Origin of the sequence: Lacrimispora sp. 38-1, assembly GCF_049890855.1 — a bacterium.
In the GTDB taxonomy this organism is placed as follows: Bacteria; Bacillota; Clostridia; order Lachnospirales; family Lachnospiraceae; genus Lacrimispora.
The window spans coordinates 161,048-180,695 of the sequence record NZ_JBANEW010000058.1; the positions used below are offsets into that span (position 1 = coordinate 161,048).

Annotated in this window: 17 protein-coding genes and 1 other annotated feature; of the genes, 13 read left to right on the forward strand and 4 right to left on the reverse strand. The window is 41.2% G+C overall.

The features are described 5' to 3' along the window. Positions 1-89 precede the first annotated feature (89 nt). Positions 90-980: an SPL family radical SAM protein gene (locus V7D18_RS16400; RefSeq protein ID WP_426155677.1), complete on the forward strand. Its 891-nt coding sequence runs from the start codon at positions 90-92 to the stop codon at positions 978-980. Here the strand turns inward: V7D18_RS16400 and V7D18_RS16405 are convergent. Then, on the reverse strand, positions 977-1,864 hold the full coding sequence (locus V7D18_RS16405; protein WP_426155679.1) for a LysR family transcriptional regulator: 888 nt from the start codon (positions 1,862-1,864) through the stop codon (positions 977-979). The genes V7D18_RS16400 and V7D18_RS16405 overlap by 4 nt on opposite strands. A gap of 115 nt (positions 1,865-1,979) precedes the next feature. On the opposite strand from V7D18_RS16405, the gene V7D18_RS16410 reads away from it, so the two are divergent. The 6 genes from V7D18_RS16410 to V7D18_RS16435 all read left to right on the forward strand — a co-directional run bounded on the left by V7D18_RS16410 (position 1,980) and on the right by V7D18_RS16435 (position 8,556). Next, the gene (locus V7D18_RS16410; RefSeq protein WP_426155681.1) at positions 1,980-3,710 is read left to right on the forward strand and encodes an ABC transporter ATP-binding protein; all 1,731 of its coding nucleotides are present in this window, start codon (positions 1,980-1,982) and stop codon (positions 3,708-3,710) included. A 1-nt stretch (position 3,711) separates the two neighbouring features. Further along, positions 3,712-5,457 carry an ABC transporter ATP-binding protein gene (locus V7D18_RS16415; RefSeq protein ID WP_426155683.1) on the forward strand — a complete coding sequence of 582 codons (1,746 nt, stop codon included), beginning with the start codon at positions 3,712-3,714 and terminating at the stop codon, positions 5,455-5,457. Between the two features lie 150 nt (positions 5,458-5,607). Next, complete coding sequence (locus V7D18_RS16420) at positions 5,608-6,384, forward strand: LytR/AlgR family response regulator transcription factor (RefSeq protein WP_426155684.1); 777 nt, start codon at positions 5,608-5,610, stop codon at positions 6,382-6,384. A 535-nt stretch (positions 6,385-6,919) separates the two neighbouring features. Continuing rightward, on the forward strand, positions 6,920-7,735 hold the full coding sequence (locus V7D18_RS16425) for a sensor histidine kinase (RefSeq protein ID WP_426155686.1): 816 nt from the start codon (positions 6,920-6,922) through the stop codon (positions 7,733-7,735). A gap of 69 nt (positions 7,736-7,804) precedes the next feature. Further along, the gene (locus V7D18_RS16430; protein ID WP_346065284.1) at positions 7,805-7,966 is read left to right on the forward strand and encodes a cyclic lactone autoinducer peptide; all 162 of its coding nucleotides are present in this window, start codon (positions 7,805-7,807) and stop codon (positions 7,964-7,966) included. Continuing rightward, positions 7,966-8,556, forward strand: coding sequence for an accessory gene regulator ArgB-like protein (locus V7D18_RS16435; RefSeq protein WP_426155689.1), 591 nt, complete (start codon positions 7,966-7,968; stop codon positions 8,554-8,556). The genes V7D18_RS16430 and V7D18_RS16435 overlap by 1 nt, the downstream gene beginning before the upstream one ends. Positions 8,557-8,605: 49 nt before the next feature. On the opposite strand, the gene V7D18_RS16440 is transcribed toward V7D18_RS16435, so the two are convergent. Together V7D18_RS16440 and V7D18_RS16445 are read right to left on the reverse strand one after the other, a co-directional pair. Continuing rightward, on the reverse strand, positions 8,606-10,651 hold the full coding sequence (locus tag V7D18_RS16440) for a HelD family protein (protein WP_426155690.1): 2,046 nt from the start codon (positions 10,649-10,651) through the stop codon (positions 8,606-8,608). Further along, positions 10,644-11,495 (reverse strand): helix-turn-helix domain-containing protein, encoded by an 852-nt coding sequence (locus V7D18_RS16445; protein WP_426155692.1) that lies wholly within the window; start codon positions 11,493-11,495, stop codon positions 10,644-10,646. Before V7D18_RS16445 ends, V7D18_RS16440 begins: the two co-directional genes overlap by 8 nt. A 232-nt stretch (positions 11,496-11,727) precedes the next feature. Between V7D18_RS16445 and V7D18_RS16450 the strand changes: the two genes are divergently transcribed. Genes V7D18_RS16450 through V7D18_RS16460 form a run of 3 tightly spaced genes read left to right on the forward strand, consistent with a single transcriptional unit; the run spans position 11,728 to position 12,986 of the window. Beyond that, positions 11,728-12,198 carry a hypothetical protein gene (locus tag V7D18_RS16450; RefSeq protein WP_426155694.1) on the forward strand — a complete coding sequence of 157 codons (471 nt, stop codon included), beginning with the start codon at positions 11,728-11,730 and terminating at the stop codon, positions 12,196-12,198. A gap of 21 nt (positions 12,199-12,219) precedes the next feature. Next, positions 12,220-12,825: a hypothetical protein gene (locus tag V7D18_RS16455; RefSeq protein WP_426155696.1), complete on the forward strand. Its 606-nt coding sequence runs from the start codon at positions 12,220-12,222 to the stop codon at positions 12,823-12,825. Beyond that, a complete protein-coding gene (locus V7D18_RS16460; protein ID WP_426155698.1) occupies positions 12,822-12,986 on the forward strand; it encodes a hypothetical protein in 165 nt (54 codons plus the stop codon). The genes V7D18_RS16455 and V7D18_RS16460 overlap by 4 nt, the downstream gene beginning before the upstream one ends. A gap of 94 nt (positions 12,987-13,080) precedes the next feature. Here the strand turns inward: V7D18_RS16460 and V7D18_RS16465 are convergent, their stop codons facing one another. Beyond that, entirely contained in the window at positions 13,081-13,392 is a 312-nt protein-coding gene (locus tag V7D18_RS16465) for a helix-turn-helix transcriptional regulator (RefSeq protein ID WP_314459935.1), read from the reverse strand. Between the two features lie 346 nt (positions 13,393-13,738). On the opposite strand from V7D18_RS16465, the gene V7D18_RS16470 reads away from it, so the two are divergent. From V7D18_RS16470 to pheT, 3 genes are all read left to right on the forward strand, one after another. Next, a complete protein-coding gene (locus V7D18_RS16470) occupies positions 13,739-15,811 on the forward strand; it encodes a methyl-accepting chemotaxis protein (protein WP_426155700.1) in 2,073 nt (690 codons plus the stop codon). Positions 15,812-15,883: 72 nt separating this feature from the next. Beyond that, positions 15,884-16,127 (forward strand) — a binding site (T-box leader). Positions 16,128-16,182: 55 nt separating this feature from the next. After that, on the forward strand, positions 16,183-17,202 hold the full coding sequence (gene pheS, locus V7D18_RS16475; RefSeq protein ID WP_314460457.1) for a phenylalanine--tRNA ligase subunit alpha: 1,020 nt from the start codon (positions 16,183-16,185) through the stop codon (positions 17,200-17,202). Positions 17,203-17,224: 22 nt separating this feature from the next. Next, a complete protein-coding gene (pheT, locus tag V7D18_RS16480) occupies positions 17,225-19,645 on the forward strand; it encodes a phenylalanine--tRNA ligase subunit beta (protein WP_426155702.1) in 2,421 nt (806 codons plus the stop codon). The last annotated feature ends 3 nt before the right edge of the window (positions 19,646-19,648 follow it).

Sequence of the window (19,648 nt, forward strand, 5' to 3'; positions counted from 1 at the left end):
TTCTTATCTCGTATAAGCATATTAACATGGCGGAAAGAAAATATCAAGGGATTACCTTTTGAGTAAAAAAAGAAAGAGAGGGTGGATCTATGGAGTTCATCCCGGCAAAAACAATTGTAACAAAAACAAAGACTTCCGACTGGTTTGGAATTGATTATAACATGAATATTTACAGGGGCTGCAGCCATGGGTGTATCTACTGTGACAGCCGTTCCGACTGTTACGGAATAGACCATTTTGATACGGTACGCGTCAAAGAGGATGCGCTGCGGATTATTCGGGATGATTTAAGGCGAAAGGTTAAAACCGGGGTGGTAGGCACCGGGGCAATGAGTGATCCCTACAATCCTTTAGAAAAAGACTTAAAGCTTACCAGACATGCCCTGGAGTTAATTGATGCCTTTGGTTTTGGTGCAGCCATTGCCACAAAAAGCAGCCTGCTTCACCGGGACATGGATATACTGAAGAGCATAGCAGATCATTCTCCTGTACTATTAAAGGTCACTGTCACAACAACTGATGATGACCTGGCGGCTAAAATAGAACCCAGAGTTTCTAAACCTTCTGACCGGCTGTCTCTCATTGCGGCGTTAAAGGATCAGGGACTGTTTGCAGGAATTCTTCTGATGCCTGTGCTCCCGTTTCTGGAGGATCATGAGGATAACATACGGTCAATTATAAATGGCGCAAAAGAGGCCGGTGCTGACTTTATCTATCCGGCCTTTGGTGTCACGCTGCGGAATAATCAGAGAGAATGGTATTATGACCGGTTAAGAGAGCTTTTTCCAGGAGAGCACCTTGCAGAGGATTATATGAAACGGTATGGCAATAATTATCATTGCACAAGTCCAAAGGCGCGGAAATTATGGCAGGTATTTACTGCTGAATGCGAGCGAAACAGGATTCTTTATAAAATGCCGGATATTATCCACGCCTATAAGAAAAATTACCAGATAACCCAGTTGAGTCTTTTTGATTAAATCAGACTGGTGTGTTCACCAAAACTGTTTACAAATTCCTTGGCTATGTTTGAAACATAGCCATTTTTTTTATAGACTGCGGCTATCCGGGTGACTGTATCAGGAGAATCAATTTCCTTGAACAGGAGGTTTTCCTGTCCCATACTGCAGCAGATGGACTCCGGCACCAGCGCAATCCCCAGTCCGGCTTTTGCCCATTGAAGGCAGGTCCTTGCATCGTCATTCCTGCAGAATATATCCGGTTCGATGCCACTGTTTTGAAAGGCCAGGGATATAATTGAATCAAATCTGCGGTAATAGATCAGTGGTTTTCCCGCAAGTTCGGTAATGCTTACCTTTTGGTTTGAAAGATCCGGAAAAAATGAAGGGATTCCCACCGCCATAATCGGTTCTTTCTTACCATAAACGCATTCCAGTCCTTCCGGGTTAAACGGTGTTCGTATAATGGAACACTCTACAAGCCCGTTCTTCATCTTTTCCAGCAGTTCATAAGTATTGCCTTCCGTCACCTCAAAGCGGACGCCTGGGTGGGCTGATGTGAAGACTTTTAAAAAGTCCACAAGAACTGTTCCGGATGAAGAGATGGTTCCCAGTTTCAGCACTCCTCTGGCAGATGAGGGAAAGTGCTTTAAATCCCCGGACACAGAATCCATCATGGATAAGATGTCTTTTGCCTTAAAATATAAATAAGTACCTGCTTCAGTAAGCTCTGCTTTTTTTGCTCCCCGTTCTAAGAGCTTAACGCCCATTTCTTCCTCCAGAAGCATAATCTGCTTGCTTAATGGAGGCTGGGATATTCCCAGCTTTTTTGCAGCTGCTGTAAAACTTCCGGTTTCTGAAATGACAGTAAAATAATAAAGCTGTTTAGAATTAATCGGATTCATCTGGCACATCCTCTATTCATAAGATTTTCATTTTGTACTTGTATTATTATATCAAACTGCTATAATAATACAAGGCATTATTCTGAAAAAGTATTGATTACGGAGGAAAAGGAATATGAAAAAGCTCCTTAAATATTTGAGTGAGTATAAGCGGGAAAGCATCCTGGGGCCTTTGTTTAAGCTTCTGGAGGCCAGTTTTGAGCTTCTTGTGCCTCTGGTTATGGCCAGAGTCATAGACATTGGTATCAAAAACCATGATCTGACTTATATTCTGTCTATGGGTGGAATTCTGGTGCTTTTAGGCATAATAGGTCTTGCATGCTCCATTACAGCCCAGTACTTTGCAGCAAAGGCTGCAGCAGGATTTGGAACCTCACTTAGAAATGATCTGTTTGCCCATATTAACAGTCTGTCTTATCAGGAGATTGACACCATTGGAACAGCTACCCTGATTACAAGAATGACCAGTGACGTGAATCAGGTTCAATCAGGGGTAAACTTGTTTTTACGGTTGTTTCTCCGTTCGCCATTTGTAGTTTTCGGTGCAATGATCATGGCATTTACCATAGATGTAAAGGCTGCTCTTATATTTGTAGTTTCCATACCTGTGCTTTCTGTTGTAGTATTCGGTATTATGATCTTTAGTATGCCTTTATATAAGAAAGTACAAAAGCAGCTTGACCGGGTTCTTCTGACTGCAAGAGAGAACTTAGGCGGAGTTCGTGTCATCCGTGCCTTTAACCGCCAGAATGATGAAGTCCGCAGATTTGATGAAGAGAACGGTATGCTGGTGAAGCTCCAGGTTTTTGTGGGTAAAATATCCGCCCTGATGAATCCCCTTACTTATGTCATCATCAACCTTGCAATCATTGTTCTTATTAACACAGGTGCAAACCGGGTTGAAGAGGGCATTATTACCCAGGGGCAGGTGGTGGCTCTTGTAAATTACATGTCTCAGATCCTTGTGGAACTGGTGAAACTTGCCAATTTAATTATCACCATATCCAAATCTCTGGCCTGTGCCAACCGGATCAGTTCCGTATTTTCCATGGAATCAGGAATAAAAGAGACAAGCCATAATAATGTGAAAGAAGAAACGGATGCGCCTGAAGTGGAATTTGATAAAGTAAGTCTTTTTTATCAGGGTGCCAAGGCAGAATCGCTGGCCGGAATTGGATTTCAAGTCATGAAAGGCGAAACCATAGGAATTATCGGAGGAACCGGTTCAGGCAAAACCACACTGGTAAACTTGATTCCAAGATTTTATGATGTTTCCGGAGGAAGTGTGAAAGTGGGAGGGATCAATGTCAGAAATTATCCTCTCAGCCAGTTAAGAAAGATGGTTGGCATTGTTCCACAGAGAGCGGTTCTTTTTAAAGGCACCATCAGAGAAAATATGCAGTGGGGAAAACGGGATGCCTCCGATGAAGAGATCTACCGCGCACTTACCATTGCCCAGGCAAAGGAATTTGTGGATGAGAAAGGCGAAGGGCTTGACTTTCTGATACAGGCAGGAGGAAAGAATTTATCCGGAGGCCAGCGGCAGCGTCTTACCATTGCCAGAGCAATCGTAAAAGATCCCCAGATTCTTATTTTAGATGACAGCGCCTCTGCTTTGGATTTTGCCACGGACGCGCGGCTTCGCAAGGCTATTAAGGAAGAAACGAAAGATATGACAGTATTTCTGGTATCCCAGAGAGCTTCCACCATAAGAAATGCAGACCGCATCATCGTCCTGGACGACGGAAAGATGGCAGGGTGCGGAAAGCATGGAGATCTGATGGAATCCTGCGAAGTTTACCGGGAGATCTGCCTTTCTCAGCTTTCTGAAAAGGAGGTGCAGTAATATGAATATAAAAAAGCATAAGTCCACGATCAAACGAATTTTAAATAAGATTGCAAAGTATAAATGGAGTGTTATGGCTTCCCTCTTCTGCGCATTTTTGACCGTTGTTTTCACTTTATACGTTCCTATATTAATTGGACGGGCAATTGACTGCATTGTGGGTGCAGGCGAGGTGAATTTTAAAGGCATGGGAATAATCCTGACACAGATTGCAGCCGTTGTTCTGATTACTGCAGCAGCACAGTGGATTATGAGCCATATTAATAATCAGATCACTTACCGGGTGGTGAAGGACATCAGAACCCAGGCATTTAACAAACTGGAAAGCCTTCCTTTAAAGTACATTGATTCTCATGCCCACGGCGATATAATCAGTAGAATTATTGCAGATATTGATCAGTTTTCCGATGGTCTGCTGATGGGGTTTACCCAGCTTTTTACCGGGGTTTTAACAATACTTGGAACATTGTTTTTTATGTTTTTCATTAATCCCATTATTGCTGCCTTAGTTGTACTTGTTACTCCGCTGTCCCTGTTTGTGGCCAGTTTCATAGCCAGGAGAACTTACAGCATGTTCCGGATGCAGTCTCAGACAAGAGGGGAACTTACTTCCCTTGTGGAAGAGATGCTGGGGAACCAGAAAGTGGTGAAAGCGTTTGCCTATGAAGATGAGGCACAGAAAAAATTTGAAGTCATCAATGAAGACCTTCGTATATGGGGGTTAAAAGCAACCTTTTTCTCCTCCATCACCAATCCGGCAACGCGTTTTGTGAACAGTCTTGTTTATGCATGTGTAGGAATTGCAGGTGCATTTGCAGCAGTAAACGGATTTTTAACTGTCGGGCAGCTGTCAAGCTTTTTAAGCTATGCCAATCAGTATACAAAGCCGTTTAATGAGATCTCAGGAGTGGTGACAGAGCTTCAGAACGCACTGGCTTCCGCTGCCAGGGTATTTGAACTGATTGACGAAGAAACAGAGATACCAGACGACAGTGATGCGATTGTACTGGACCATGCCAGGGGAGAGGTTGTACTGGAACACGTTGACTTTTCCTATAATCCTAGTGTGCCTCTGATTGAAGATATGAATCTATTTGCAGGGCAGGGACAGAGAATTGCTATCGTAGGACCTACAGGCTGCGGAAAAAGTACCGTGATTAACCTCCTTATGCGATTTTATGATGTAAATGCCGGATCCATAAAGGTTGATGGAAATGATGTACGCCTCATAACCAGAAAAAGCTTAAGATCCGAGTATGGTATGGTGCTGCAGGAGACCTGGTTAAAGACAGGAACCATAAGGGAGAATATTGCATACGGAAAACCGGAAGCTTCAGAGGAAGAGATTATGAAAGCTGCAAAGGAAGCGCATGCCCACAGTTTTATTTCCCGAATGCCTCAGGGATATGATACCGTCATATCAGAAGACGGAGGAAATCTGTCTCAGGGTCAGAAACAGCTTTTGTGCATTGCCAGGGTAATGCTGTGTCTGCCGCCGATTCTCATCCTTGATGAGGCGACTTCCTCCATTGATACAAGAACTGAGTTAAAGATACAGAAAGCGTTTGCAAAAATGATGGAAGGGCGTACCAGTTTTATTGTTGCCCATCGTCTTTCTACAATTAAGGAGGCAGATGTCATACTTGTCATGAGGGATGGACATATTATTGAACAGGGAACTCATGAGGCTCTCCTTACTAAAAATGGATTTTATGCTCAGCTTTATAACAGTCAGTTTGCGGTATAAGCAGGCATGATAATTATGAATCAGGCACCGGGAAAATATGAATTTTGTATTTTTCTGGTACCTTTTCTTGTATTCTTGACATATTTCTTATAAAATAGGGGAGAAAGTACGATATTTAATAAAAAGAAATTTTGTAAGAGGGGAAAGAGAATGTTTGAAATTGCTATTTGTGATGACAGTATGGGCGACAGAGCGCGTTTAACAGAACGGATCGAAAAGAATATGCCGGAAAGTGATAAATTCCGTATACATGAATACGATTCCGGAATCAGCCTTTTGTCAGCGATAAAAAATATCAGGTTTTCTATCATATTCCTGGATGTTCAGATGAATGAAATGAACGGAGAAGAAACAGCAGTCAGGATCCGCCAGCTGGATAATAATGTTATTCTGGTTTTTTATACGGGATTTGCGGAACCATCACCCCGCAGTTTTGAGGTTCAGCCGTATCGGTATATCATGAAGAACATGACCGATGAGGTTATGGACCGGTACATAAGGGATTCTCTTGATAAAATGATTGAATTGGGACAGGCACCACTCCTTTCAGCAAATGTAAACCGGGAACGGCTGTTTCTCAGAGCAGATGATATTGTATACATTGAAAAGTATAAGAAAAATACCAGAGTCCATATTTCCGAAAGTTCTATCAGAATTTATGGAATAAAAGATATCGACAGCAGTGAAGTCCCCGAAATCCGGGTGCCGGAAAAGCTGGAGACTATCTACGAACATTTAAAAAAGTATGGTTTCGGCTATCCTCATGACAGCTATATTATTAATTTTAAATATTTAGTCTACTGTACCAGTAAGATACTGAGGCTAAAAGATGTTGATACCATGTTTCAGATAACCAGAAGCAAGGCACAGGAGTTTCATATGCTGAAGGAAGAATTTATGTTATCAAAATACAAGGATGGCAATTGATATGGGAAATGATTTGTTTTCGATAAGCAGGCTTTTATTCTGCGGTGCAGATGTTTATATGATGTGCAGGTTTTTTGCTGCGATATATCCTTTTAAAACTTTTGGCAGGAAACGTTATATTATAAGCATAGTTATAACATTACTGATTTTTTTTGAGAATGCTATTGGCAGTATGAGTCTGAATTTTATAACAGTACCTCTTTTTTGTTATATATATGCACTGCTTTTGTTTAAGGTTTCCTTTACAAACGGCATCGCATATACGATTATTTATTTTGCTTTTGTGGGAGGCAAGGAAGTTCTTTTTGAACTTGTATACCGGTTCCTTTCTAACAATCTTCCCATTTATATACCGCCATGGTTTACAGCAGGAGGAATTTATTTCCTGATATTAGAATATATTGTAGGTTTTTTATTTTTACTTTATATTGAAAAGTATATTAAAAAAATTAATATTAGAAACAATAATGTATTTTCGTGGTACTTACTGATTGTACCCATTCTCTCCCTGGCGATTTCAAGTAGTTTTTTATATATGGATTTTCCGAAAACGATTGTTTTACAAATTTTTATGTGCGGGGGAGCAGTATTGTTATATCTCTCCAATGCCGCAATATTTATCATTCTTGAGAAATACACTGATATGATGAATAAAATAAAATATGCAGAACTCTATTCTGTTAAAAGAGAGATGGAAAACGATCACTTTCAAAATATACTAAAAATAAATGATCATTACCGCTGCTTTATGCATGATGTTCATTCATATTTTAATAGTTTTCGGTTGCTGGCTTTAAATGGGGAAAATCAAAGAATTGTTGAAATTATAGATGAGCTAAAGGGTAAAATACAAGATGAGATCAATATAGTTATCTATAGCAGTAACCCTGTATTTAATGCCATTTTATCAGAACGTGTTACAAAGGCAAAAGAACTTGAAGTTCAGTTATCTATATTTATTGAAAAGAACCTGAATCTGGATTTTATATCAGATTCGGATATGATTTCTATGTTTGGTAATCTGCTTGACAATGCACTGGAAGCAGCGGCGAAGTGTGAGGCGCAAAAGCGGAAAGTACATATAAAACTATTTATGGGAACGAACTATTTTCTTATTTTCCGTATTGAGAACAGTTTTAGAGTGAAAGCGAAAAAAGAAGGGGACAGACTGCTGTCAACAAAAGAAGATTCAAAGCATCATGGTCTGGGGGTAGGGATTGTTACGTCTTTGGCTGAGAAGTATGGAGGTTCATTACATCTCGATCAGAAAGATGAACTATTTGTTACAACTTTAACAATTTCTGCGTTTAAAGAAGAGCAATATGCAAATTTTGGCACTCAACGTGTATAATTTTGGCACTTGACTTGAATTATCTAAAATACTGTTATAAGATGAAAGAAAAAAAAGGAGTGGTTTAAGATGAGAAAAATGTTAAATGCTTTAAAGGGAAAAGTGTCAATGGTGAACGTGATGAACACATGTGCATTGCTGGTTGCAGCTTATACGATTAATGTAACCTGTTTCTGGGCTCATCATCAGCCGGAGGTTCCTGAAGAGGCGAAGAGTCTCAGGAAGTTTTAATGTTACAACGGATTTCGGAAAACATAGTCAGCTGGCAGATTAGAAAAAATCTTTTAAAAGATGATCAGCGCGCGTTGTATCTTTATGCTTATGAAGTCTTAATTAACCAGATTATTAACATAGTCGTGGCTGTCATCATAGCAGTGATCATGCGAGCCCCTATGCCTGTGTTTGTGTTCCTCGCCAGCTACATACCTTTAAGGTCCTATTGCGGCGGGTATCATGCGAAAACCAACGGAGTCTGTACCGTAGTGTCAGCAATCCTTATTCTGATTGTCTGTCTGCTTGAGAAGTACATAGTTGGGACGGCGGCTCTTTTTTTACCAGTTGCAGGGTTTCTTATTTCAGGAATTCTGATCTATATCTATGCACCGGTCCCTGACCGGAATAAACTTCTGGATGAAGAGGAGACAAGACGTTACCGGTTGAAAAGCAGGCAGCTATGGTTAGCAGAAGTAATTGCAGGCGGAATATTCTGGTTTGTCAACATCAGGGTTTGTGTTGTACTGGCCATAAGCCATCTGCTGCTATCCATTATGCTTTTGTATGGAGTGCTGAAAAATAATAAGATGGGTATGAAAGAGCAATAAAAAGTACCTGAAAACGAGACTGCGTATTTATGGCAGTCTCGTTTTCTCATTATAGTTTGTCTGATCTGTCTGGACATAACAAGGGAGATAATTCACCTGTGTAAAAGAGTGTCAGCCGGTGCATTGCCCTTGTACAGGCGATATAAAGTAAGTTCCTGTCGTGTTCCGCAGAATAACTAACGCTGTCTGCATAAGGAATTATGACTTCATCAAACTCCAGTCCTTTTGACATCTGTATGGAGGTGACCGTTATGCCACTTGTAAACTGTGTGCTGTCTGTCGAAATGAAGTGTATCTCATAATCGCCGGATAGCTGGTCGTAAAGCAGTTTTGCATCAGGGGAAGTCTTTGTGATAATAGCAAGAGACGAATATGACGATTGTAGAAAAGCTTCAATTCTGTTTCTGATATTTAAAAGTTCCTCATTTTTATTCCGGCATCTGATCAGGGCAGGGGGAGTGCCATGCCGCTCTATGGCTTTTATTGTTCCGGCATTTTTAATCTGCTTTGCAAAAGATATAATCTCATAGGTAGACCGGTAACTTTTTGTCAGTTCGATGAAATCAGAACCATCATACAGGCTTAACAGATCGTCTAATGTGTGTGCATGGCAGGGATTTATAAATTGTCCAAAATCACCTAAAATAGTTTTGGGGCAATGAAACAGGAGGTTAATAACTGCATATTGAATTGGTGTATAATCCTGCATTTCATCAATCACCAGATGTCTGATGAGCCTGTTTTCCTGTAATCCTTCATAGAAGTTATATAAATATAGAAAAGGGAAAACATCCGCCCATTCCAATGTATTTTTTGAGGGTATAATGAATAACTCTGTTTTATTAATGTATTTATAAAATTCCTTATAAAGTGAAAGGGTATTCCTGACCTTTAACATTTTATTTAAAGCTTTAAGAATGGTACTGCTTCTGGGAATATCATCTCCCATATAGTTATCGCTTTGGAAACGGTCATAAATATCAGAAGCTATCATTTTTAAACGCTGCCTGACAGGAAATTTACCAAAAGCATCAAAACGTTTTTTTATGGTATCGGCATCTGCATTGAACGGGCCGTAAGTATAATCAGCTGGTTCAAAAATAATTCCTGGTGCAATCGTGATAAAATCCTCCATTTGTTTGACAAAAGACAGTGCAGACTTAAACCTTACCCGCTCCATCCATGCGCTGTCATTTGATTCTGAAGGATCTCTATCTGCTTCAAAACCAATTAAATCCCCAAGTTGTTCTCTGGCAATATCGGTAAATCCCAGTTCGCAGACCGGTTCTTCCCCAAGCTCCGGAAGCACCTCGGAGATATAATTTCCGAAAACCCTGTTAGGTGACAGTATGGCTACATGATCTGCAGATAGTCTGTCTTTAAAACGATATAGTAAAAATGCAATCCGGTGGAGAGCGATCGATGTTTTTCCAGATCCGGCAACGCCTTGTATAATGAGAGTGCGGGAGTTTTCGTTTCTGATAATCTGGTTTTGTTCCTTTTGAATGGTAGTTATAATGGATTTCATTTTTTCGTCTGAAGTATGGCTCAATTCCTGCTGAAGAATATCATCCTGAATGGTAAGAGAACTTTGGAGCGCATATTCCAGCTTTCCATTCTTTATTTTGAACTGCCGTTTTTCTGTCAACTGCCCCTCTATCCTCCCGGAAGGGGCATCAAATCCTGCAGGACCGATTTCATAATCGTAGAACATACTGGAAACTGGAGCCCGCCAGTCGAATATCAGCAGTTCATTACCGTAACGGAGTGAAAAGCGGCCAATGTAGTACTTTGCCGGTATGAAACTGTTATTTTCCTCAAAATCTATTCGGGCAAAATAGGGAGAATCTTTTAATTTCAGAAGCTTATCCCGTATGCTCGCTGAAAATGCAGTGGAATTGTCCATTCTATTAAGTTCCATTTCATTTTGAAACATCTCGTGGGGGTCGATTTCTCCGCGGTTTTGTACCATATACCGTTTAAATTCCATGTAATTCTCATCCAGGCGTCTGACATCAGCATCTGCTTTTTCCAAAGCATCATTTACTTTACGATTGATCTCTTCAAGATAGAGTATATCAGATTGATTATTCATTTGCTTTCTCCCTTTGTAAAATAAAACGCTGTGTGGGATAACCGAACTCAGTCAGCAGTTCAGCTTCCGCAAAGCCTAACTCTTTAATGATCTTACGATGGCCGGTATCTGCCTTGTCGCCTTCTCTGTAGGTCGTTATGCTGATGTCCTTATCCTCGAAAAATTCTTCCATGACTCTGTTAAGAAAAGCTTTGGGAATTCCTTTTTTCTGGTAAAGCGGATGGGTGCCCATAAAATCAATGCTTCCGGTTTTTCCGGAAAAAAGCATTGCTCCGATTGCCGTTCCATTATCCTTTAATATTAACGCCTGTCTGGTTCTGATTCGTTGTTTTAGTTCCTCAATGTATTCCTTTTCATTAAGACAGGGAAAACCATCAATTACGAGCCGGACCAGATCCATCCAGCAGGCAATATCTGTTTCTGCTGCATAATCAATATTCCATTCAATGCTTTCATTTTGATTAAGCATATCATACCCTCCCTTAAATTCGAACTTTGACTGTAATGGATAGAATTTTTCGTTGTCCCTGAATTTACCGGGAGGCTGTTTATACATGGCAGTAAAAATATTTGTAAATGCCTGCTGGCTTTCATAACCGGCAATCAGAGCAATATCTAAAACCGGCTTATTTGAAAAAACCAGCAGTTTTGCCGCCTCTGTTAATTTTCGCCGCTGCACATACTCATGAATGGTAAGTCCGGTAGTGTCAGCAAATATGCGGTGAAGATGGTGCTTTGAATAATGTACCGCATTTGCAATGGCATCCAGATCGGTTTTCTCGGTTAAATGTTCCTCAATGTAATCGATTACGATTACCGTATTGCGGATGTTTCTATTTTTCATTACACTTTGCCTCCTTTCTGCTGATGCAAATTCATCATTTTAAGTATAACAAAATTTAACAATCAGAGTTTAATAAATCTTGCTGTTTTAAATATAATTCCATTTCAACCTGTTTGGCGTGCAAATTTTGGAGCTCAATGTGTACAATTTTAGCACTTCGGTTGAAATTATTTCAGTTATATGTAGAATGTAAAATATAAGTAATATAGTTCTCGGAACGAAAGGAGGGCTGATGGTGCAGAATAAAAGAAACAATGAAAGCTATTATCAATACAGGGCAAGCTGTTCCATCCGCAAGGAGGATGGAACAGAAGAAATTAAAAATTATGAACTGGAAACAGATATTTTGTATGGAGATCTCCATTTTTGGAATCGCTTATATTATCTTAAAAAAAGTCAGAATATGCTGTTTGACTTTGCCTCCCGTGAACCAGGGATTGTAAAATGCAGAATCCTGCAGGAGAGACTGGTCTTAATACCAAGATTTACTTATAAATCCAATAAGACTGTCAGTAAAAAAGGATCATTGATTAAAAGATTGCTTCTTGTTATTGAAGTGATTGTATTGCTGCTTTTAGTTATGTCAAGAGCATCTGCCGCAGGAGAAGAGAAAATGGGTGTTTACGCATACTGTCAGGATCTGTCTTATTTTGCTGAACATGGAGAGGAGAAAATCAGGCAATACATGTTAGATAAAGATTGAACGAAGCAGAGAGGAAGAATCATGTGTGACGACGAGAAACTAATTGATGACAGGCATCTTGAACGGATTAACAGGTTTACCAGCTTAGAAACAGGAATTTATGTGGAAGGAGAACTCCTTCAGTTTTGTGAAACAAAGATGTTTGATAACGAAGTAGGGATTTTTCTTCCTTCTGCATTCATGGATATGAAACCGGAAGATGTTAAGAAAAAATATTTTTCTGAACAGCGGCCTGAAATTATAAAAACAAATAAAGATGGAACCGTCAATTTTTCCTTCAGCATGGTGGAAAGGGAGATTAAGCCGGAACAGCTTGAAGATGTTATACAGGAATTTTATCTTGTATTAAAGCGTTTTCAGCCTATGAGTGTCTGCCTGGAGGATGGGACAGAGTTAGATCGTGACGTTCCTTTTGCCTGGATGGAATTTATCAGCACCGCTCTCGATGACAACCTCTTTAATATGCTGATTATTTATCCAGTGGGTAAAAAACTGCTGATGGTTATGTTTAGCTGCCCGTTTGAGAAGAGACTGGATTGGAGCCGCTGCCTTGGCAAAATCCGCAATAGTATTACTATTTACAAGGCCTGTAATGATCCGGCCGGGGAAAGGAAGGAGATCTTATGATAAAAGAACAGTCTTTTGAGGATTTATACGGTTATTTTTTTGGAATGTTAAACAGAGGAGATCTTGATGAGTTATATGCAAGAGCATTGGAGGCAATTCCTTCCATAGTGTCCCTGCAGGAAATCAGTGATTTTAACAGCGCCCCTAAGCAGGCAGTATGAGTTTATAGAAAGATTGTCCCGCTGTACTTCAAAATCCCCGTACTTACGCACGGGGACAATGAATTAATTCGTTGTTTTAATGGTTTTATCCCGTCTATTTTGACTGAAGCCGGTTGATCATGGTCAATATCAGCAGGAGATCATTTTCCGGTAAAGTTTTCAGCTTGTCTATTGTATCTTTCACTAAGGGCGGGTTGGGATTATCATTATCAAAAAAGTCTTTTGGTGTTACGCTTAAGTATTCACAGATTGCCAGAAATTCCGCCATTGAGGGGAGACTCCTGCCGCTGGAGATGCTTTGCACGTAACTTCTGCTGTGTCCCAGCTCCAGGCTCATCTTATGTTCCGCCACTCCCTTTTTTAAACGTAATTCTGTGATTCTTTTGTTGATATAGTCTTGATCCATTATAGTCACCTCTCGTACTATATTTTATGATAATAAAATTTGTAGAATACACGATTAAAATATGTAAAATTCATATATTGCATAATCTGAATACCAATAGTATAATTAAAAACTGTTAATATTATGTAAAAAGTGCAGGGAGGAAAGGAGTTTGAATAGGTATAAAAGTTCTGATATCCAGTTTAAATGTACTTAAGTGAAATTGCAATAGGAAAAGCGGAATCAGGCATACAGAATATTAGCATAGATTATTAGTAAATTTTACCTTGGTATGTTATGATATTTTTAATTAAAATGCCGATACATACAGTAGAAGGTCGAAGTCCGAATTACAGGAGATAAAAGTATGAAAAAAATAATTGGAATCAGAAGCATTGGAGTAAAGATGCTGTTAGGGATTTTGCCCGTTGTGATGCTGGCGCTGGCATTGTTAGCCAGGTTAAGCGAATCTACAAGCAGTGAACTGATTGAGCAGCAGAGCAATTCCACTATGGAGTCGGAACTGAAAGCGAATGTTAACAGTATTGATAATTACCTGAATGCAGTAGAAACTACAGCAATGAATATTTCTCATACAGTGGGAGCCTCTTATCAGTCCACGGATCTTGATACATACGGCAAGGCAATTGCAGATATCATATCCGGCAATGATTTAATCCTTGGCAGCGGAATCTGGTTTGAACCCAATGTATATGACCCCCAGCAAAAGTATGTAGGACCTTACTGGTATAAAGACGGCGATAAGGTAACCTTAACGAACGAATACAGCAATCAAAGCTATGACTATTTTAATCAGGCGTACTACAAATCCGTGTCAGGAGGAGCTAAAACTGCAGTTATTACAGATCCTTATTTTGATCCGACTCTCAATGTAATGATGGCCAGCTGCACGGCTCCTGTTTATGACAGCACCAATCGTTTTATTGGAGCCGTAACGGTTGATATGCAGCTCAGCGATATTGACGAGCTGATTAAATCAATTAAAGTCGGAAGGAACGGAACTGCAGTACTCATTTCTGCAGATGGTGTTTATCTTTGCGGCGCAGATGCAGATAAGGTCAGCAAAGGGGTCAATATGACCCAGGATGAGAACGCCTCACTTTCGGCTGCAGCAGCGCAGATGGTGGCAAACGATAAAGGAAAGACGACTTATACGGAGGGTGGGGAAACTTATAACCTCTATTACGATACAGTGCCGGGAGTCGGCTGGATCATCATGATCAAGATGCCTCAGTCTGAACTGGCAGAACCCATCGTTGCTTTAAACGAGAAACTGGTCAGGCTGAGTGCGGCAGCTCTGATTTTATGTATTCTTGCTGTTTTACTCCAGGTGGGAAGTATTACATCAGGCCTTAAGAAAGTCCGTAAGTTTGCAGGTTCTCTTGCAGCCGGAGATTTCACGGTTCAGCCGCTAAAAACCAGGCGTAAAGATGAACTGGGACAGATGAGCAGCTCGTTAAATAATATGTTCCGGAGCAATAAGGGGGTCATTGAGCAGATTTCCGATCATGCAGGAGATATTACAGATGCGAGCATTCGTTTAAATAAAGTATCCACCGGTCTGCTGGTTCAATTTCGCGATGTAAAGACTTATATGGGAGATGTGGATAAGGCAATGATGTCTTCCAGTGCGGCGACAGAAGAACTGAACGCATCTCTTGCAGAGGTGAACTCATCCGTTGGAATACTTGCCAGCGAAACGGAAAAGAGCAGTAAGATGGCCGGTGAGATTATGGAACGGGCAAAAGACATAGAGAAAAAAAGCCAGGAGGCATATGATAATGCCCTTGTCATTTCCCAGGAAAGAGAGCAGGACCTTCAGATGGCAGTCCAGCACGCTAAGGTAGTGGAGCGGATTGGCGATATGGCACGGCTTATTTCCAATACGGCTTCCCAGATTAACTTATTGTCACTCAATGCCTCTATAGAAGCGGTGAGAGCCGGAGAACAGGGCAGAGGTTTTGCAGTTGTGGCCAGAGAAATCGGGAAGCTTGCGAAAGATACTTCTGAGATTGTTAAGGAAATTGAAGGCACCATTTCTGATGTCCAGAACGCATTTTCCATGATGTTAGATGGTTCACAGTCTATGCTGCTTTTCTTAAGAGACACCGTTACTCCGGATTACAACAGTTTCGTTAATGTAGGACAGCAATATGGCAGGGATGCAGTTACCATCGAGGAAATCTCCAATGAAGTGGAGGAGATGGCTACCAACATCAGTCAGGTAATGCAGGAAGTCCGTGATGCCATACAGAATGTTTCCGAATCTGTTCAGACTACTGCGGGCAACAGCAGCATGGTTCTTACCACAATCGAAAAAGCGTATGATGTTGTACAGGATATGTCTAAAATGTCTGAGAAGCAGGAACGGATTGCGGAGGAGCTTAAGACGGTTGTTTCCGGCTTTAAGTTAAAATAACAGGAAATTTTAATGATATCTTGACATTTTAACTTTATCTTATTATAATAGTGACAATATTACATTAAAATATGAAATGCTATGAAAGTGCAAGTAGAATCTTAATTTCTATCAGAGAGAAGGGGTCACCGGCTGAAAGCCCTTTTAAGTTCAATTAAGAGATCGAATTTCCCACTGAAGCAGCATGGCTGAAACCTGTGGATTTATTAGTCTGTCAGGCGGGTAGGTCATGACGTCCGTACACGTTACGTATGCCGAGTGCCTGCTTACAAAGCAGGAATCAGGGTGGTACCGCGAACACAGCTTCGTCCCTTTACAGGGATGGAGCTTTTTTTAATGTATCAGGGAATGAATCAAAGAAGGAGAGCATGATGAAAGATCAATTAGAGAAAATCAAACAAGAAGCATTAAAGCAGATTGAAGCTTCCGATGCGCTGGAAAGACTGAACGACATTAAAGTCGCTTATCTTGGAAAAAAGGGAGAACTCACCAGTGTATTAAAAAGCATGAAGGACGTTACTCCTGAAGACAGACCCAAAATCGGGCAGATGGTCAATGAAGCCCGTGAAGCAATTGAGGGAAAATTAGATGCTGCCATGGCGGGACTGATGAAAAAGGCAAGGGAAGAGCAGTTAAAAAAAGAAGTGATTGATGTCACTCTGCCTGCAAAGAGAAACAGAGTAGGTCATACCCACCCCAATACCATCGCCTTGGAAGAGGTGGAAAGAATCTTTGTGGGCATGGGTTATGAAGTAATTGAAGGCCCGGAAGTGGAGTATGATCACTATAACTTTGAAAAACTGAACATTCCGAAGAATCACCCGGCAAGAGATGAGCAGGATACTTTTTATATCAGTGACAACATCGTTTTAAGAAGCCAGACTTCACCTGTTCAGGTCCGGACCATGGAGAAGGGAAAACTTCCAATCCGTATGCTGGCACCAGGCAGAGTATTCCGTTCCGATGAAGTGGATGCAACTCATTCCCCTTCCTTCCATCAGATTGAAGGGCTGGTAATCGATAAAAATATAACATTTGCCGACTTAAAAGGTACTCTGGCTGAGTTTGCAAGAGAGCTGTTCGGTCCTGAGACAAAGGTGAAGTTCCGCCCCCATCATTTCCCGTTCACGGAACCAAGTGCGGAAATGGATGTTACCTGCTTTAAGTGCGGAGGAAAGGGCTGCCGTTTCTGTAAGGGATCTGGCTGGATTGAGATTTTAGGCTGCGGAATGGTGCACCCCAATGTACTTGCCATGAGCGGAATTGATTCTAACGAATATTCCGGATTCGCATTCGGAGTAGGTTTGGAGAGAATTGCTTTGTTAAAATACGAGATCGATGACATGAGATTATTATATGAAAATGACATCAGATTCTTAAAGCAGTTCTAGAAACAGGAAGGGAGATAGATTGATGAATACACCATTATCATGGGTTAAAGCATATGTACCGGATTTGGATGTAACACCTCAGGAATATACAGATGCCATGACACTGACAGGAACGAAGGTTGAGGGCTATGAATGCCTGGACAAAAATTTGGAGAAGATCGTAGTTGGTCATATCTTATCCATAGAACGCCATCCCGATGCGGATAAACTGATTGTCTGTCAGGTAAATGTGGGCTCTGAGACCGTTCAGATCGTAACCGGCGCATCAAATGTTAAAACAGGGGATAAGGTTCCTGTTGTTTTAGATGGAGGAAAGGTGGCCGGAGGACATGACGGCGGACCCCTTCCGGAAGACGGTATTAAAATAAAAAAGGGCAAGTTAAGAGGAATTGAATCCTGCGGAATGATGTGCTCCATTGAAGAATTGGGATTTACAAGGGAGATGTATCCCGATGCTCCTGAAAGCGGAATCTATATTCTTCCCGAGACTTCCGTCCCAGGAACCGATGCAGTAGAACTCCTCGGTCTTCATGATTCTGTTTTTGAATATGAAGTAACTTCAAACCGTGTGGACTGCTACAGTGTAATCGGAATTGCCAGAGAGGCAGCTGCAACATTTAACAAAAACTTTGTTCCTCCGGTAGTAACTGCCACTGGCAGCAGCGAGGATGTTCATGACTATTTAAAAGTAACAGTAGAAGACAGCCGCCTTTGCTCCCGGTATTGTGCAAGGATGGTAAAGAATATAAAGATTGCTCCTTCTCCTGTCTGGATGCAGAGAAGACTTGCTGCCTGCGGAATCAGACCAATCAATAATATTGTTGACATTACCAATTACGTAATGGAAGAATACGGTCAGCCAATGCATGCCTTTGATTATGAGCAGCTGGCAGGTCATGAAATCGTTGTCAGATGTGCAGAGGATGGAGAGATGTTTAAGACCTTAGACGGTCAGGAAAGAAAACTGGACAGTACCGTACTCATGATTCGTGACGGAGAGAAAGCAGTGGGCATTGCCGGTATCATGGGAGGTGAGAATTCTAAAATTACGGATGAAGCCCGGACCATGGTATTTGAAAGTGCCTGCTTTGACGGAACCAATATCCGCCTTTCCTCTAAAAAAGTGGGCTTAAGAACCGATGCCTCAGGTAAATTTGAAAAGGGCCTTGATCCCAACAATGCGAAGGCTGCCATTGACCGCGCATGCCAGTTGATTGAGGAGCTGGGGGCAGGAGAGGTAGTCGGCGGTATGATCGATATCTATCCGGTAAAAAAAGAGAGTAAGAGGATTGCCTTTGAACCGGAGAGAATGAACCGGCTTCTTGGCACAGATATTGCTCCGGAGACAATGCTTGAGTATTATAAGCGTCTGGAACTGGAATATGATGAAAAAACAGGAGAGATCATAGTTCCCACATTCCGTCAGGATCTGGAATGTATGGCGGACATGGCTGAGGAAACAGCCAGATTCTACGGCTATGATAAGATTCCGGTTTCCCTTCCGACCGGTGAAGCGACTACTGGTAAGCTCTCCTATAAGTTAAGAGTAGAGGAGCTTGCAAGAGAAGTAGCTGAATTCTGTGGATTTTCCCAGGGAATGACTTATTCCTTTGAAAGTCCGAAGGTGTTTGACCGTCTTCTTCTTCCACCGGACAGTCCTCTGCGTGTAACTGTGAATATTTTAAACCCTCTGGGTGAAGATTTCAGTGTTATGAGAACGACTCCTCTTCATGGTATGCTGAATTCACTTTCTACCAATTACAACAGGCGGAATAAGAATGTTCGTCTTTATGAGCTGGCTAACATTTACTTACCAAAGAGTCTTCCTCTTACAGAACTTCCGGATGAAAGAATGCAGTTTACTCTGGGCTTTTACGGAGACGGAGACTTCTTTGATATGAAGGGTGTTATTGAGGAATTCTTTGATAAAGCCGGCATGAATTTAAAACCGCACTATGATCCGAAGGCGGGAAAGACATTCCTCCATCCGGGAAGACAGGCAGACATTATTTATGATGGAGTAAATATCGGATATCTGGGAGAGATTCATCCCGAGGTTGCTGATAACTACAAGATCGGAGACAGAGCTTATGTGGCAGTGATCGACATGCCGTCCATGATACCATTTACAAGTTTCGACCGTAAATATACCGGAATTGCCAGGTATCCGGCAGTGACCAGGGATATCAGCATGGTAGTGCCGAAAAACATCCTTGTTGGTCAGATTGAGGAAGTGATCGAACAGCGGGGAGGAAAGATTTTAGAAAACTATGAGCTGTTTGATATCTATGAGGGCGCACAGATTCTGGCTGGCTTTAAATCAGTTGCCTATTCTATTACATTCCGGGCAGCAGACCATACTCTGGAAGAGCAGGAAGTTTCGGGAGTTATGAAAAAGATACTCAACGGTTTACAGGCACTTGGTATCGAGTTAAGAGCATAAAAA